The sequence below is a fragment of the Halobacillus salinus genome (assembly GCF_004684905.1).
Classification (GTDB): domain Bacteria; phylum Bacillota; class Bacilli; order Bacillales; family Halobacillaceae; genus Halobacillus; species Halobacillus salinus.
The window spans coordinates 1,879-16,483 of record NZ_SRJC01000011.1; the positions used below are offsets into that span (position 1 = coordinate 1,879).

Consider the following 14,605-nt stretch of genomic DNA (forward strand, 5'->3'; position numbering starts at 1 on the left):
ACAGGAGTAACCGGAGCAACTGGTGTCACAGGAGCCACTGGAGTGACCGGAGCAACAGGAGTAACCGGAGCAACTGGTGTCACAGGAGCCACTGGAGTGACCGGAGCAACAGGAGCCACTGGAGCAACCGGAGCCAATGGAGCAACCGGAGCAACAGGAGCCACTGGAGCAACCGGAGCAACAGGAGCCACCGGACCGACAGGACCTAGTGGAGTAACCGGAGCGACTGGAGTAACTGGAGCCACTGGAGCCACTGGAGCCACTGGAGCAACTGGAGCAACAGGAGTAACTGGGGCTACTGGTGCAACTGGGGTAACCGGAGCAACTGGAGCAACAGGAGTGACTGGAGCAACAGGAGTAACTGGGGCTACTGGTGCAACTGGAGCAACTGGTGCAACCGGAGTGACCGGAGCCACTGGAGCGACTGGAGCCACTGGAGTAACTGGTGCAACAGGAATAACAGGAGCTACAGGAGCCACCGGAGCCACTGGAGTAACTGGTGCAACAGGAGTAACAGGAGCCACCGGACCGACAGGACCTAGTGGAGTAACCGGAGCCACTGGAGTGACCGGAGCAACCGGAGCCACTGGAGTAACGGGAGCAACTGGGATCACAGGAGCCACTGGAGTAACTGGAGCCACTGGAGCTACCGGAGCAACAGGAGCTACCGGGGTCACAGGAGCAACAGGAGTGACCGGAGTAACTGGAGCGACAGGAGCCACTGGAGCAACCGGGGTCACAGGAGCAACAGGAGTGACCGGAGTAACTGGAGCGACAGGAGCCACTGGAGTAACTGGTGCAACAGGAGTAACAGGAGCCACCGGAGCGACTGGAGTAACTGGAGCCACCGGAGCGACTGGAGTAACTGGAGCCACCGGAGCGACTGGAGTAACTGGAGCGACAGGAGCAACCGGAGTAACCGGAGCGACTGGTGCAACAGGAGTAACAGGAGCAACTGGTGTCACAGGAGCCACTGGAGTGACCGGAGCAACAGGAGCCACTGGAGCAACAGGAGCAATTGGAGCCACTGGAGCAACGGGAGCAACTGGTGCGACAGGAGTAACGGGAGCCACCGGAGCCACTGGAGTGACCGGAGCAACCGGAGCAACTGGAGCCACCGGTGTCACAGGAGCCACCGGAGCCACTGGAGTAACTGGTGCAACAGGAGTAACAGGAGTAACAGGATCAACGGGAGCGACGGGGCCAACTGGTCCAACAGGTGTAACGGGAGCCACCGGAACAACTGGAGTAACGGGAGCGACTGGAGTAACCGGAGCCACCGGACCGACAGGACCTAGTGGAGTAACCGGAGCGACTGGAGTAACTGGAGCGACAGGAGTAACAGGAGCCACCGGAGCGACAGGAGTAACAGGAGCCACCGGAGCGACTGGAGTAACTGGAGCGACAGGAGCAACCGGAGTAACCGGAGCAACCGGAGTAACCGGAGCAACTGGTGTCACAGGAGCCACTGGAGTGACCGGAGCAACAGGAGTAACCGGAGCAACTGGTGTCACAGGAGCCACTGGAGTGACCGGAGCAACAGGAGCCACTGGAGCAACCGGAGCCAATGGAGCAACGGGAGCAACTGGTGCGACAGGAGTAACGGGAGCAACAGGAGCCACTGGAGTAACTGGAGCCACTGGAGTGACCGGAGCAACCGGAGCAACCGGAGCCACTGGAGCAACCGGAGCAACAGGAGCCACTGGAGCAACCGGAGCAACAGGAGCCACCGGACCGACAGGACCTAGTGGAGTAACCGGAGCGACTGGAGTAACTGGAGCCACTGGAGCAACTGGAGCAACTGGAGCAACAGGAGTAACTGGGGCTACTGGTGCAACTGGGGTAACCGGAGCAACTGGAGCAACAGGAGTGACTGGAGCCACAGGAGTAACTGGGGCTACTGGTGCAACTGGAGCAACTGGAGCAACAGGAGTAACTGGTGCAACTGGAGCTACCGGAGCAACAGGAGTGACTGGAGCCACAGGAGTAACTGGTGCAACCGGAGTGACCGGAGCCACAGGAGCGACTGGAGCCACTGGAGTAACTGGTGCAACAGGAATAACAGGAGCTACAGGAGCCACCGGAGCCACAGGAGTAACTGGTGCAACAGGAGTAACAGGAGCCACTGGAGCGACGGGGCCAACTGGTCCAACAGGTGTAACGGGAGCAACCGGAACAACTGGAGTAACGGGAGCGACTGGAGTAACCGGAGCCACCGGACCGACAGGACCTAGTGGAGTAACCGGAGCCACTGGAGTGACCGGAGCAACGGGAGCCACTGGAGTGACCGGAGCAACCGGAGCCACAGGAGTAACTGGAGCCACTGGAGTGACCGGAGCAACCGGAGCCACTGGAGCAACCGGAGCCACTGGAGTAACAGGAGCCACTGGAGTAACTGGAGCAACGGGAGCAACTGGTGCGACAGGAGTAACGGGAGCAACCGGAGCAACGGGAGCCACTGGAGCCACGGGAGCCACGGGAGCAACCGGAGCGACAGGGCCAACTGGTCCAACAGGTGTAACGGGAGCAACAGGCCCAACAGGAGCGACAGGACCTACGGGGCCTGCTGGAGCAACCGGGTCTGGATCGGTTTTGTATCAGAATCAAAACACTGCTACCATTGGCGTTTTTCCTCCTCTCAATACAGAAGTAGTCTCAAACACTATTGCAGTAACAGCGGAAGCAGGCGATAGAATGAAGATTGACTATGCTGCCGGGGTGGAGTTTGTAAACACAGCTAACTATAGCGTGACTTTTGTGTTTAGGTTGTATCGTAATGGAACTCTTATTGCAACAAGAACAATAAACACAGTAGGGTCAGGTGCAGGTACCCAACGCTTTGCGGTTGCCGATACTTTCGTTGATACGGGACCGGTTGTCGGGCTTAACACTTATGAGCTACGAGCGGTTGTTACGGCAACTTCGAATATCACATCCTTGTCCGTGCTTAATAGAAATATGAATATTATTCAGTTTTAGCTTGAAAGCGGCACTCTTAGGGAGTGCCGCTTTTTTTGATGAAGAGGAAGGTGAAGAGTATGGACGTAGATAGATTGTTCAAATATGAAAACTACACTTGTCCTACTTTTATTAGGTCTACGTGTCTCTTCCTTTTCATACAAATGTTAGGTGATTAAGTTGATTCAGGCGATAACTTTCAAAGGGGAGATGAGATGGTTACGATCAGCCTTTGCATGATTGTGAAAAATGAAGAAGAGGTGCTGGCTCGCTGCTTGGATTCTGTGAAGGATCTAGTGGATGAAATCAATATAGTGGATACGGGGTCGGAGGATCGGACTGTTGAGATTGCCAAGGGATACACGGATCGGGTCTTTTTCTTCGAATGGACGGGGAGATTCGCAGATGCCAGGAACGAGGCCTTCAAATATGCGACCAAAGATTACACCCTTTATTTGGATGCTGATGATGTAATTTTGGAAGAAGATCGGAAGAAATTCAAGGAGTTGAAAGAAAACCTTGACCCTTCGGTCGATTCTGTTTCGATGTATTATAATGCCGGTACGGATGAATTCGGAAATGTCACTCTTCAGTACAGGAGAAATCGCTTAGTTAAAACGAGTAAAAATTTTCAGTGGGGCGGGGATGTACACAACTATTTGAATGTGTATGGATACGTAATTAATTCAGATGTAGCGATTACTCACAAGAAAACGCGTCATGCAGTAGGAAGGAACTTGTCTATCTACGATACGAAGATTGAAAGAGGAGACGTGTTCAGTCCTCGTGATTATTTTTACTATGGGAACGAACTGAGAGAAAATGGGCATCATGAAAAGGCCGTTGAGAGCTATACGAAAAATATTGAACATAAAGAAGGCTGGATTGAAGATAAGGTCTATGCGTGCATCAACCGTGCGGACTGCTATCGATTCATAGAGAATACAGAAATGGAACTGGCATCGTTGTTTGAGTCTTTACGTTTTTCTAAGACACCTCGGCCGGAGATGTGCAGCAGAGTAGGATACAACTTTCAAAGGAAAGGCGAGTACAAACCTGCGATTTATTGGTATGAACTGGCGACTAAAATCGAAAATGATCCGAATAAATGGAGCTTCACGTACCCCGCTTATTCTACATGGTACCCACATCTACAATTATGTGTCTGCTACTACAGAATTGCCGAATTTGAGAAAGCTTATGAGCATAATGAGAAGGCAAGAGAATATCGACCACAAGACGAAAGAGTACTTTACAACCGGGAGCTTCTAGAGAAAAAGTTGGGACTGAGCCAAGAAACCGGACAACAAAATGATGAACCTTCGGAATGAGTTGATCCTTCTTGACCTGAAGTGAATTCGTCCAATCCAGATGACTTGAAAGGATAAATCCATGAGAGACAAATGAATCTCACGGATTTATCCTTTCCGATTATAGAGGGGTGGTGCGTGGGTGAAGAGCGAGTCAGGAGAGAAAAAGAAACTAGTGTTCTTTGTGAAGCCGGGTCTTGATAATTTCCTGAAAGACATTGTAGGTGAGCTCTCGGTTTCTTATGCTGTTCGGACGGTATATGTAACGACCAATCTGAAGGATATAGAAACTCATATGAACGATGCAGATTTGTGTTGGTTTGAGTGGTGTGATGAGCTTCTTATTCATGGAAGTCAACTAGCTATTGCTAAACATAAAAAGGTGATTTGCCGCATTCACAGTTACGAGGTTTTCACCAACTATGTGAGAAGAGTGAACTGGAAAGTGGTGGACCAAGTCATTTTTGTTGCAGAGCACATACGGCAATATGCGGTTACCCATACGCCTGGTCTCCTCCGGGAACAAACGGTTGTCATTCCGAACGGGATTAAAATGGAGAAGCATGCTTTTAAAGAGAGGACTGAAGGGTTCAAGATTGCCCATGTAGGTTATATCAATTTCAAAAAAGGACCAATGCTGTTACTTCATGCTTTTCATGCCATTCATAAAAAGGATTCTCGGTACGAATTATACATTGCTGGTACCTTCCAAGAACCACGGTATTATCTCTATTTCAACCAAATGATCAAGGAGTTGGGTCTAGAGAAAAGTGTATTTATAGAAGGATGGCAGCAGGATATTGACAGGTGGCTAGAGGATAAGCATTATCTGCTTAGCTCAAGTGTATTAGAAAGTCAGCATTTATCGGTGATGGAAGCTATGGCTAAAGGAATAAAACCACTTGTCCATAATTTTGTAGGTGCCAAATCTATCTACTCCGAGGAATTTGTATGGAGTTCGATCGATGAGTTGATTGATATGGTCACTAAAGGTAGCTATGACTCCCATGCTTACAGAGGTTTCGTTCAGGATAACTATGCATTCGACGTTCAAATGCACAAGATACGCGCCTTAGTAAAAAAAGAGATGAATCAGCATCATGTGTATCCTGTATATTATAAAGGAGCGCAGTGCAAGTTCTTTCTACCAAATCAAAATGATCATATTCAAAGAATACTTGCTCACGGACAGAAGTTCTATGAAGAGGCAATGCTCGCAGATATAGAGCACCGGGTACCAGCTAATAGTGTCATTATAGATGTCGGAGCCTACATTGGGAATCATTCTGTGTTCTTCGCGAAGCATTGTGATAGTCAAGTCTATTCGATTGAACCAAATCGGGAGTCCTTTGATTTGTTGAAAAAGAATCTCCAATTGAATCAAGTAGAAGACCGAACGATGGTATGGAACATGGGATTAGGAAAGGAATCAGGGAAGGCGTCGTTGGAAAGCTTTTCTGATCAGAATTTGGGCATGAGTAAGCTTAACAGAGATGACGAGGGCTTGATTCATATTGAAACAATCGATCATTTGCTTGCTGATTTGCACAGGGTCGACGTCATGAAAGTTGATGTAGAGGGAATGGAGCTTGATGTATTGCAAGGCGCTGAAGCCACCTTAAAGAAGCATTGCCCTTTATTATACATTGAAACAACAACACCAGAGCACCATAACCAAATCGCAAAATATCTGAAAAACATTGGATACCAATCTGATAGACAGTTCAACGCTACACCTACGACCTTATTTATACACCGTAGATAAATTGTAATCGGGATTTTTATCGGGGACGGTTCTCGTGTTAGCCAAACGCGAGAACCGTCCCCGAATTTTTGTTATTATTATCTCAAGGAAAGGGGCTCGTTCTATGAATAATAGATTTAGATTTGGCGTGCTAGTATCTAGAGTTGGTTCTGATTTAGTTTGGGGTTTAGTTGGGGACTGTTCTGATGTTTGACGAACACGAGAACCGTCCCCAACTCAAATTGACAATCGAAATCCGTAAACCTGTTTATGCGCAGGATAGAACGGTCCGGGACGCTATTCCCCGCAAGCTGTGGAACGCAGTTCGGCAACTTGTCCATGAGGAGAATGGGTTCCAGTGCGAAATCTGTGGCGGTGGAGATGAGACAAGCCTTCATGCACATGAAGTGTGGGAGTATGATGAAGAGCAGTTTGTGCTGATCTTGGAGGAGATACAATCCTTGTGCAAACTATGCCATGATCTGAAACACTTCCACCACGCTGTTCTGAGAATACAAGATAGAAGAGTGCGAGAGTTCGTCATGCGGAAGTTGAAAAAGCATTTTATGAAGGTAAATGAATGTACGGAAAAAGAGTTTCAGAGACATTACTTGAATCAGCTCGCCAAAAGCGATGAAAGCCCGGCTGAGCGGTCGCTGGAAGACATGCTCGAACGGAAAGAAGAAATGCAAAGGGAAGCATTCCTCCTAAGGCAGGACTGGCGGTTCTCAGTAGGGGACGAGGTTCCATATAAAGAGGAGATTGAATCGAGTTTGGCTGATAAGGGGCTTTTGTTTGAGTAGGTGTTTGAGTGGGGACGGTTCTCGTGTTTGGCTAACACGAGAACCGTCCCCGACAAAAAATGCGCCCAACCAAAAGTCTCGTAAACAAATGAAGGCGGTGTGGATATGAAGGTATCGATAGTGACGCTAGGAAGCAGAGGAGATGTACAGCCCTACGTAGCGCTGGGGAAAGCGCTGTTGAAAAATGGACATGAAGTCAGCATTTGCACTGGTGAGACGTTCAAGAGGTTTATCGAATCAAATGGGATTGCGTTTTATCCTGCGACAGCGGATCTGATGGAATTGTTAGAGAGTGAAGAAGGAAGAGAAGTCTTCAACGGTGGAGCGCGTAAGGTGTTTCAGATGATGAAATACTCGAAACAAGTCGTGGCACCGGCGTATCGGAAGAGTATGGATGATTTTCTAGAAGCGTCTCGTGGCGCAGATTTGATCATTTATCATCCGAAGGCACTCGGAGCGGTTGATATCGCTTCGTTCCTTGGGATTCCATGTGTATGTATGCCGCCTGTTCCGATCATGTATCCGATTACGGAATTTCCGAATCTTGCAGTTGCGGCCGAGCGCAATCTCGGTCCTTTTTTTAACAGGTTGACTTATAAGGTGGTTCCGTTCACGGAGAAACCGTTCATGAAAGAGATCAACGACTTCCGTAATACGTCACTCTCCCTGCCAAAGCGGAAAGCTGGGACGCTAACGTATGAAGTGGATGGACGGGATATTCCGATTGTCTATCCAATCAGTCCGTATCTGTTCGAGGACGTGACGAGCTGGAACGACCGTGTTTTTCTCACTGGATTCTTCTACCTGGATATCGAGGATGAACAGCTGGATGAGGAACTGGAATCCTTTTTGCAAAAAGGGAAAAAGCCGGTCGTTATCTCGTTCAGTTCCATGCCTTTGAAGGATCCGGTCGCCTTTAAAGAAAAGCTGTTGCGGTCGCTTGAAAAAACAGGGGATCGTGCTGTGATATTAACAGGTACAAGCGGATTGGAATTCAATGAAAGTGAAGGAATCCTGGCTGTCGAGAAAGCACCGCATCGACTATTATTCCAACGTGCAAAAGGCATCGTCCACCACGGAGGCGTCGGGACAATGGCCGAAGCGCTGTTCAGTGGCGTGCCACAGCTCGTGATGCCGTTCAACGTCGACCAGCCATTCTGGGCGCACCGGTTATATCAAAAAGGAATCACGCCGAAGCCTCTGCGGGAGAAGGAGGCTTCCGATTCCGATTTAGCCACTGTATTCCGTGCGATGGAGGATGAACGATTGATCCGGCAAGCGCAGGAAGCGAAGGCGAAAATCGAAAAAGAAGACGGCCTTGCTGCGGCAGTGTCGTATTTGGAGCGTTTGATTTAGCTTTTGGATGGAGGATTTGAGTTGGGGACGGTTCTCGTGTTTGCCTAACACGAGAACCGTCCCCGATTAAACTCATAGAGAGGTTGTGAAGGCGAAGTGGAACTGAAAGAAGGGCACATCATCGGGCTGGTCATCGGACTGCCGGTTCTGATCATCATCGGTGCAATCATCTGGGGCGTGCTGTGGTTTTACATTGCGTTCACCACCACGGAAGAAGAGTATGTGAATGCGTATATGCAGGATAAATATGATAAACAAATCGAAATGGTCTATCAAGGCAGTAACCCTAAAGGGATGGGCGCGTCCCACAAAGTAGCGCTGAAAGAGAATCCGGATGTTGAATTCTGGGTCGAAGTCGAGGGCACGTTCAAGACGAAGGTGGAAAGCGATGAGTATGAAAGAGGCGTAGATGCTTATCACGAGTTTCAAAAAATCGAGGATGATATCGCGGAAATCGAAGCGATGGGGTTTTCGAAAATCGAGGAACCGGAATTCAGCAGTTATCTCGACTATTCGGATGACGGGTATCGCATCAATGTCATGGAAGGCGAAAGGTTGAGTCTTTATGACGTGTCGGACGAACGGTTGGACGACTGGATGGAGCTGATCCGCTGGGCGCGGGAGCACGATGTCGAGCTGACGGATCTGATGGTGATGGGGCTGCCGGCAGAGGAGTTCGAGGAGGAAGATTACTTGGTCCGTCATGAGGTCAAGAATGTCGAGGATGTAGAGAACCGGAGTGATTTGCTGAGGGAAGTGGCGAAAGAGAATCCGCGTGTGTTGAGCTGGAGGTTGGAAAGGCAGTTGGAAGAAAAAGTTGCCTCCCTCGGCGGTCGAGTGGCTGCAGCACCAACGGACTTCCCTTACGAAGAGCGTAGATGGATCGAATGCTATGAAGTCGATGGACAGGGCAAGTGTATCGACGCGATGGTGTGGTTGAAGTATGAGTCAGCAGGCTTTTCACCGGGACATGAAAAGGTTGAAGAAGACCTGATTCAAGTGATGCAGTGGACGAAAGAGAAGATGGGCCGGAAATCAGTGGTGAATTTCGGTATTTTGGAAGATGTAAAAGGCGAAGGAATGCATCAGAACGTCGAAGTCGAGGGTCCGTTGGACGAAAAAATGTTCAAAGAGGAATGGAACCAATTCCAGCGTGGCGAAATCAGCTATGGCGGGTATATTGAGTGAGCAATTGAGTTGGGAATTGAGTTGGGGACGGTTCTCGTGTTAGCCAAACGCGAGAACCGTCCCCAATTTAAATTCGACCTGACATTTTTTTCTAGGATGGATTACTATAGAGTAGAGGAGGGATGCAGATTGGAGAAACCGAGAGTGGTTTTGAACGTTTTCTCGTCCGTCGACGGACGTATTACCACAGCTCCGAACAGGGATGTGGCGGAATGGACGGCGGCAGGCATTGGCGGAGGTGCACATGAAGCGACGCACCGACTGTATGACGAACTGGATTGTGACGGGTTGATTTCAGGAAGCGAGAGTCTGATCGTCTGGGGGAATAACAGCGTCGAGTTGGAGGAACCGATTTATGAACCGGAGAAATCGAATGCGTATATCGTCTTCGACGGCAGAGGTCGCATGAATTGGTATCAGACGGAAGGGTTGCTTGTCGTAACGAAAGAGGATTTGTCCGGAGAATACATCCAGCAACTCGAGGAAAAGGGGATCGCCTACATCACCGCAGGCACGAGGGATCACATCGACTTACCGCTCGCCTTACATAAACTGCATGAACTCGGGTATAGAAGGCTCGGGCTGACGGGTGGCGGCACGATCAACGGTGCTTTCTTGAGACAGGGGCTGATCGATGAAGTCAGCATCGTGTTCGCGCCTTTGGCTATCGGCGGTAGGACGACACCTTCGATTTTTGACGCGGAGGATTTGAAGGATTGGAAGGGTGCGACGGAGCTTGAGTTGAAGACGATGAAGCCGGTCGGGGAAGGATCGGTTTGGCTTCATTATGAAGTGAAGAAATGAGAAAAGGCGACGTCTGTCGCCCTTTTTCGTCTCCTCTTAGTTATGTACCTGGAGTTTGTTGCCTGTCGGATCATAGAAATGAAAGAACTGATGCCCATCATCTTCCTGAATCGCCTCCACCCGTACATCATTGCTGACTAAGTGATCGTAGAGCCTTTCGATATCCGGTGTAGTGAATCCAACGGAAAACTCGGCTTGTCCGTCTTTTGTAAAATGCCCTCGGGAGTCGGTGTCTGCCTCAACTAAAACGAGTAGCGAGCCGTCCCCGATTTCGAAAAGGGCTAAGTCGCCTCGGTTGAACTTCAACTTGAACTGTAAGCATTCGGAATACCAGGTTACGGACTCGTTGAGGTCTGTGACAGGAATTCGGAAGTAGTGGATGCCGGTGAAAAGTGGATCGCTCATGTTTTTCCTCCTTTTGTAGTGTCTTTGGTTTATTCGCTATGGGTTGTGGAAGTCCTGCTTGGTTTTTTAGTTGGGGACGGTTCTCGTGTTAGCCAAACACGAGAACCGTCCCCAACCTAAATCATATAGATGCGCCAATCTCTTGAGGATGTTACAATTTTACATAAAAAGGGAAATGTGGTGAGAAGAATGGGGAAGCTGTTTACTTATAGTTCGGTGCTGTTCAACCTGATCGGTGTGTTGAACTTTTATTTGATCATGGATGGCGGACGTGGTTTCGGAGGTATGTTCTCTGGAGTGTTTCTCCTGTTAGGAGGCGTGACGGCGACCTTCGGTTTGGTACGGATGAAGGGAAAAGCGGTTCCGATTCTGTCGCTCTCCGTATCGGTGATAGCAGGATTCATCATTCTGTTGGTCGTTATGGTCTCGGGGATGGGACAGACGGCGTAACATAGACTGGAGGGGTGCATGTGCAATACGAGATTCATCCGAAGCATTTGATTAGAAATTTGACGATCATCGGTTCTTTCCTTTGGGTTATGCTCGGTGGAATGATTGCGGACTCGATGGTGATGATGGGCCTGGCGACAGGGGTTGTGCTGTCCGTGGCTATCCTTATTTCATTGCTCCGTTTTTCGTTACAGATTGAACCGACTGTGCTGATATACAGGATCTCGTTCCGGCATCATATTTTTGTAGAAAAGGAAGTCAAACCAGAAGAGATTGAGCGGATCAAGTTTTTCCGGAGCGGAGTGAACGAGAAGGCGGCTATCATCAAGAGAAAGCTTGGTCTGATGTCCGGCTTGTCGTGCTGCGGTCGCATCACCCGTATGATCTGCTGCAGGCGTTCAGTGAAGTGCACGGGTTGGAGGTTGAGGTGACAAAGCGTTATCGGCAACTTGAGAGCGTTGTATAAAGTATGTCGAGGGTGTCTTTTCTATTCGAGGGGCCCTTTTTTATATAAAAAAAGGACGGTTCGCGCTGTTCGGATAAAAATCCAAACAGGAGAACCGTCCCCGTGTTTACTAGAATTCAGGTCGAATGAGGCATGGGGAGGAGCAGGTGATGTTTACTTCGTAGTCGGTGTCGACGCTGAATGGTAGGTTGAGTGTGCCGAGGTCGATTTGGTTGTCTGTTTCTAGGGTGACGGATTGGAATGTGTTGTTTATTGTTGCGGAAAGCGTAGTAGATGCCACGATGGTGAGTGAGATATCACGGTGGATGGTGCTGCTAGGTTGGATCGGAATGTCATTACAACGGATTTCAATAGTTCTTGGTCCTACGATATCTGTGTTGAGAGGTACTTCTGTGCCGTCTGGGAATCTAGCTTCACATCCTCCAGTAGAATTCAGTTGGACCGTCAGCCCTTGTGGAATCGTCAGGACATCGAACAAACTGACGACGGACTCAGGGGAGTTCGGCGTGTTAAAGACGTCGATACGGTACAGGATTCTTGCTCCGTCTGTGCTACAGCATTTGTCTGCAGCTAATTGAACAACGTCTACGTTCAGTTCACAGAAGTCGCTTGCTTGTGAATTCGTCCCTACAACAGTTGCGTTATTTTCGAATAAATATTCACCAGGTCCAGTAACACTTACGACTGGAATCGAGTAGGTGATGGTGATCTCCTCTCCAGGATCGATTGTTCCAAGGTTTCCGGAAATGACGATTCTTCCTGGCACAGTGCGGTTGATCATCAAAGTAGGATCGCTGATCGTGATTGGACCTAACGTGATGTTCGGGTTGAAGGTGATAGTGTCGGTCAATTGTGCTGAAGTGACTGGAGTACCCCCTGTGTTCGTAATATCCAATCGATAGTTAAGCGTCGCACGGTTATCAGCAAAAACTTCTTCACACGTAAGGTTGACGTTTAATTGAGCTGGTTCCGGACATTGTGGAACGAGGAAGCATCCTTGACAAGAGAACGTCAAAATGTTCGTTGCAGCTTTCACTTTGATTGCTTGAGTTCCTACCGGGAAGTTTCCGACAATCTCTAATCGGTATTCTACTGCGACCGCTTTTCCATAACGCTCGTTTGTTTCGATTTTTACCCATTGGTAGCCAGCAGGTGCCGGACCGAAGTTGGGGTCTGTCATAGATAGAGTGAATGGTACCTCTTCAAATGATCCACACCCGTCGATCTTTTCTTCTACAATGATGTTGTCTAAGACGATGTTCTGACAAATCGGGATAACGATTCCGCTGATGGCTCTAGTGGACTGCGTGTTATCGGTGTTGAATTTGTAAGACCAGTAGGAACGGTTTTCGGGTGAGGGCCGGAAGCAAGGGTTTCCTGTGATACTCCCGTCAGGCAAGGTCTGGCAAGCGGGCTGAGTGACGGTGATTCCTGCATTGGTTGGACAGGCACACACATTTTCATATGGTGTACAATCGCAACCTTGGCAAATATCTGCCATAATATTCTCTCCTTTTAACATAGAATAATATAATCTATGTTTGTTCGGGGAGGGTTGTCTAAACTAGTAACTATAATAGATGTAAAATGTGCGCACGGAGTAGGTGGGCTTGGTTCTTGTGCTTGGACGTAATTCGATTTGCGTTTAATTCGGGGACGGTTTTCGTGTTTGCTCGAACACGAGAACCGTCCCCGAATTAAATGAAACCCACCCAAAAAATGTCTGCTTCATGATATTCTGGTCATAGGAAAAATAGAAAGGAGCAAGTATATGCAGACCGTTATGAGGAAGCTTGTGGCGACGCTCTCCGTAACGATGCTCGCCAGTCTGTGTTTCGGCTTGTTCACGTATGGGGGTTTCGGTGTAAATGAATACAACCAAGGCGAAACCTTGCTCAGCTGGACGTTGATCTATTTTATATACATAGGTGCGATCATATTAGTGTTCGGGAACTTCGTGTCGGTCACGATCGAATGGTTCGAACGGCGCTTCAAACCCTTATCGTGGCCGGTCTTTGTACTGCTGCACGGTGCGTTCGGATTGTTGAACGGACTCGTATTCCCGGCGGTGGAATTTGCGTTGGCAGGGTTTTTGTGTGCGGTTTTCTATGCGCTTGCCGATCGGTGGCTGTTGTGGAAAAAGAACAGTAAAGCTGTAGTCAGTGCGTTGCTGATCGTTCCGGTTGTACTCGTCATCAGCTCCTCTGCCATCGTCCAGTGGACCTCTCCGCCAGAGCCCTCGTTCAAAGCAGAAGATGCGATTGAAAAAGCGACTGGAGGAGAAGATACACGTGCTGCTGCGTTTCCCGATGTTGCTGGAACGGAGACGACCACCGAAGAAGGGCTTGTGGTCGAGCGGACTACCTCTGTCGAAAATATCGGCAGAGAAACGTTTCTCGTCATGCTGACGGAGAAGTGGCGAGATGAAGCGACGGGTGTCGAGCGTGAAAATTTCATGACCTACAAGGTGAAGCGTAATTCGATGCAGCTGCAGGATGCGGGTGGTGAAGGGACGCCGCGTTGATTTAAACCGTCCCCACCAGAAAGGAGGCCTTATTTTGCCGGAAGGAAACACTTTATACATATCACAGAAACGTGCGCTAAAAGCTGTGCTGGTGACGTTGTACATCGGATTCATCGTTACACAGCTACTCCGGTTGGAAGCAGTGGATAGGGCGGCGTTTCCGATTTTTGAACTATTATATGGTTTGTTTGCAGCTGTTGTGGTTGCTCTCCCGCTGTTACTGATCAACTACTGGACTCTTTTCTCCAGGTATCGGAAGAGCGGGAGGAAGGAGAAGTGGACGTGGTTGGCGAAAGGAAAGGCGACGATGGTTATGGCTTCGCTTGTCGCCATGGGCGCTGTGTTCGTTTATCAAACGGGGGATGTCACGACATACGGCACGTTTGAAGTGGAACAGAAAGTCAGGGAAGAGGACCGCTATTATATTTTGTTGGCGGACCAGAGGTTGTCCGTCACCTTTAATGAGTATCAGTTGATTGAGGAGGGCGAGTCGTACGCACTCGGTTTCCGATGGAATAAGAATGTGCCGGACCGCGGGGAGTTGTGGACGATTGTGCGATAAGCGGTTTGAGTAGTGCATTTGAGTAGTGCATTTGC

The 14,605-nt window shown here is 49.1% G+C and carries 13 protein-coding genes; 11 read left to right on the forward strand and 2 right to left on the reverse strand.

Annotated features, from left to right (window positions below):
- The 7 genes from E4663_RS19160 to E4663_RS19190 all read left to right on the forward strand — a co-directional run.
- A partial coding sequence (locus E4663_RS19160; protein ID WP_206663503.1) for a collagen-like protein occupies window positions 1–2,979 on the forward strand: 2,979 nt, incomplete at its 5' end.
- Between the two features lie 194 nt (window positions 2,980–3,173).
- Window positions 3,174–4,289: a glycosyltransferase gene (locus tag E4663_RS19165; protein WP_135328784.1), complete on the forward strand. Its 1,116-nt coding sequence runs from the start codon at window positions 3,174–3,176 to the stop codon at window positions 4,287–4,289.
- 121 nt (window positions 4,290–4,410) lie between these two features.
- The gene (locus E4663_RS19170) at window positions 4,411–6,033 is read left to right on the forward strand and encodes an FkbM family methyltransferase (RefSeq protein WP_135328785.1); all 1,623 of its coding nucleotides are present in this window, start codon (window positions 4,411–4,413) and stop codon (window positions 6,031–6,033) included.
- A gap of 185 nt (window positions 6,034–6,218) precedes the next feature.
- Window positions 6,219–6,815, forward strand: coding sequence for a hypothetical protein (locus tag E4663_RS19175; RefSeq protein WP_135328786.1), 597 nt, complete (start codon window positions 6,219–6,221; stop codon window positions 6,813–6,815).
- A gap of 105 nt (window positions 6,816–6,920) precedes the next feature.
- Window positions 6,921–8,171, forward strand: coding sequence for a glycosyltransferase (locus tag E4663_RS19180; RefSeq protein WP_135328787.1), 1,251 nt, complete (start codon window positions 6,921–6,923; stop codon window positions 8,169–8,171).
- Window positions 8,172–8,267: 96 nt separating this feature from the next.
- Window positions 8,268–9,359 (forward strand): hypothetical protein, encoded by a 1,092-nt coding sequence (locus E4663_RS19185; protein ID WP_135328788.1) that lies wholly within the window; start codon window positions 8,268–8,270, stop codon window positions 9,357–9,359.
- Between the two features lie 129 nt (window positions 9,360–9,488).
- Complete coding sequence (locus E4663_RS19190) at window positions 9,489–10,163, forward strand: RibD family protein (protein WP_158290543.1); 675 nt, start codon at window positions 9,489–9,491, stop codon at window positions 10,161–10,163.
- A 36-nt stretch (window positions 10,164–10,199) separates the two neighbouring features.
- Here the strand turns inward: E4663_RS19190 and E4663_RS19195 are convergent, their stop codons facing one another.
- Complete coding sequence (locus tag E4663_RS19195) at window positions 10,200–10,568, reverse strand: VOC family protein (RefSeq protein ID WP_135328790.1); 369 nt, start codon at window positions 10,566–10,568, stop codon at window positions 10,200–10,202.
- A 189-nt stretch (window positions 10,569–10,757) separates the two neighbouring features.
- Here E4663_RS19195 and E4663_RS19200 point away from each other — a divergent pair, with 189 nt between their 5' ends.
- Together E4663_RS19200 and E4663_RS19205 are read left to right on the forward strand one after the other, a co-directional pair.
- Complete coding sequence (locus tag E4663_RS19200) at window positions 10,758–11,018, forward strand: hypothetical protein (RefSeq protein ID WP_135328791.1); 261 nt, start codon at window positions 10,758–10,760, stop codon at window positions 11,016–11,018.
- 20 nt (window positions 11,019–11,038) lie between these two features.
- Window positions 11,039–11,449 carry a hypothetical protein gene (locus E4663_RS19205; protein ID WP_135328792.1) on the forward strand — a complete coding sequence of 137 codons (411 nt, stop codon included), beginning with the start codon at window positions 11,039–11,041 and terminating at the stop codon, window positions 11,447–11,449.
- A 144-nt stretch (window positions 11,450–11,593) separates the two neighbouring features.
- On the opposite strand, the gene E4663_RS19210 is transcribed toward E4663_RS19205, so the two are convergent.
- Window positions 11,594–12,985 (reverse strand): COG1361 family protein, encoded by a 1,392-nt coding sequence (locus E4663_RS19210; RefSeq protein WP_135328793.1) that lies wholly within the window; start codon window positions 12,983–12,985, stop codon window positions 11,594–11,596.
- A 270-nt stretch (window positions 12,986–13,255) separates the two neighbouring features.
- Between E4663_RS19210 and E4663_RS19215 the strand changes: the two genes are divergently transcribed.
- Window positions 13,256–14,008 carry a hypothetical protein gene (locus E4663_RS19215; RefSeq protein WP_135328794.1) on the forward strand — a complete coding sequence of 251 codons (753 nt, stop codon included), beginning with the start codon at window positions 13,256–13,258 and terminating at the stop codon, window positions 14,006–14,008.
- Between the two features lie 34 nt (window positions 14,009–14,042).
- The gene (locus E4663_RS19220) at window positions 14,043–14,570 is read left to right on the forward strand and encodes a hypothetical protein (RefSeq protein ID WP_135328795.1); all 528 of its coding nucleotides are present in this window, start codon (window positions 14,043–14,045) and stop codon (window positions 14,568–14,570) included.
- Window positions 14,571–14,605: the final 35 nt, after the last annotated feature.

Coding starts and splice junctions, on each gene's coding strand:
- E4663_RS19165 (WP_135328784.1), top strand. CDS start 3,174: ATGGTTACGATCAGCCTTTGCATGATTGTGAAAAATGAAGAAGAGGTG.
- E4663_RS19175 (WP_135328786.1), top strand. CDS start 6,219: ATGTTTGACGAACACGAGAACCGTCCCCAACTCAAATTGACAATCGAA.
- E4663_RS19180 (WP_135328787.1), top strand. CDS start 6,921: ATGAAGGTATCGATAGTGACGCTAGGAAGCAGAGGAGATGTACAGCCC.
- E4663_RS19195 (WP_135328790.1), bottom strand. CDS start 10,568: ATGAGCGATCCACTTTTCACCGGCATCCACTACTTCCGAATTCCTGTC.
- E4663_RS19200 (WP_135328791.1), top strand. CDS start 10,758: ATGGGGAAGCTGTTTACTTATAGTTCGGTGCTGTTCAACCTGATCGGT.
- E4663_RS19210 (WP_135328793.1), bottom strand. CDS start 12,985: ATGGCAGATATTTGCCAAGGTTGCGATTGTACACCATATGAAAATGTG.
- E4663_RS19215 (WP_135328794.1), top strand. CDS start 13,256: ATGCAGACCGTTATGAGGAAGCTTGTGGCGACGCTCTCCGTAACGATG.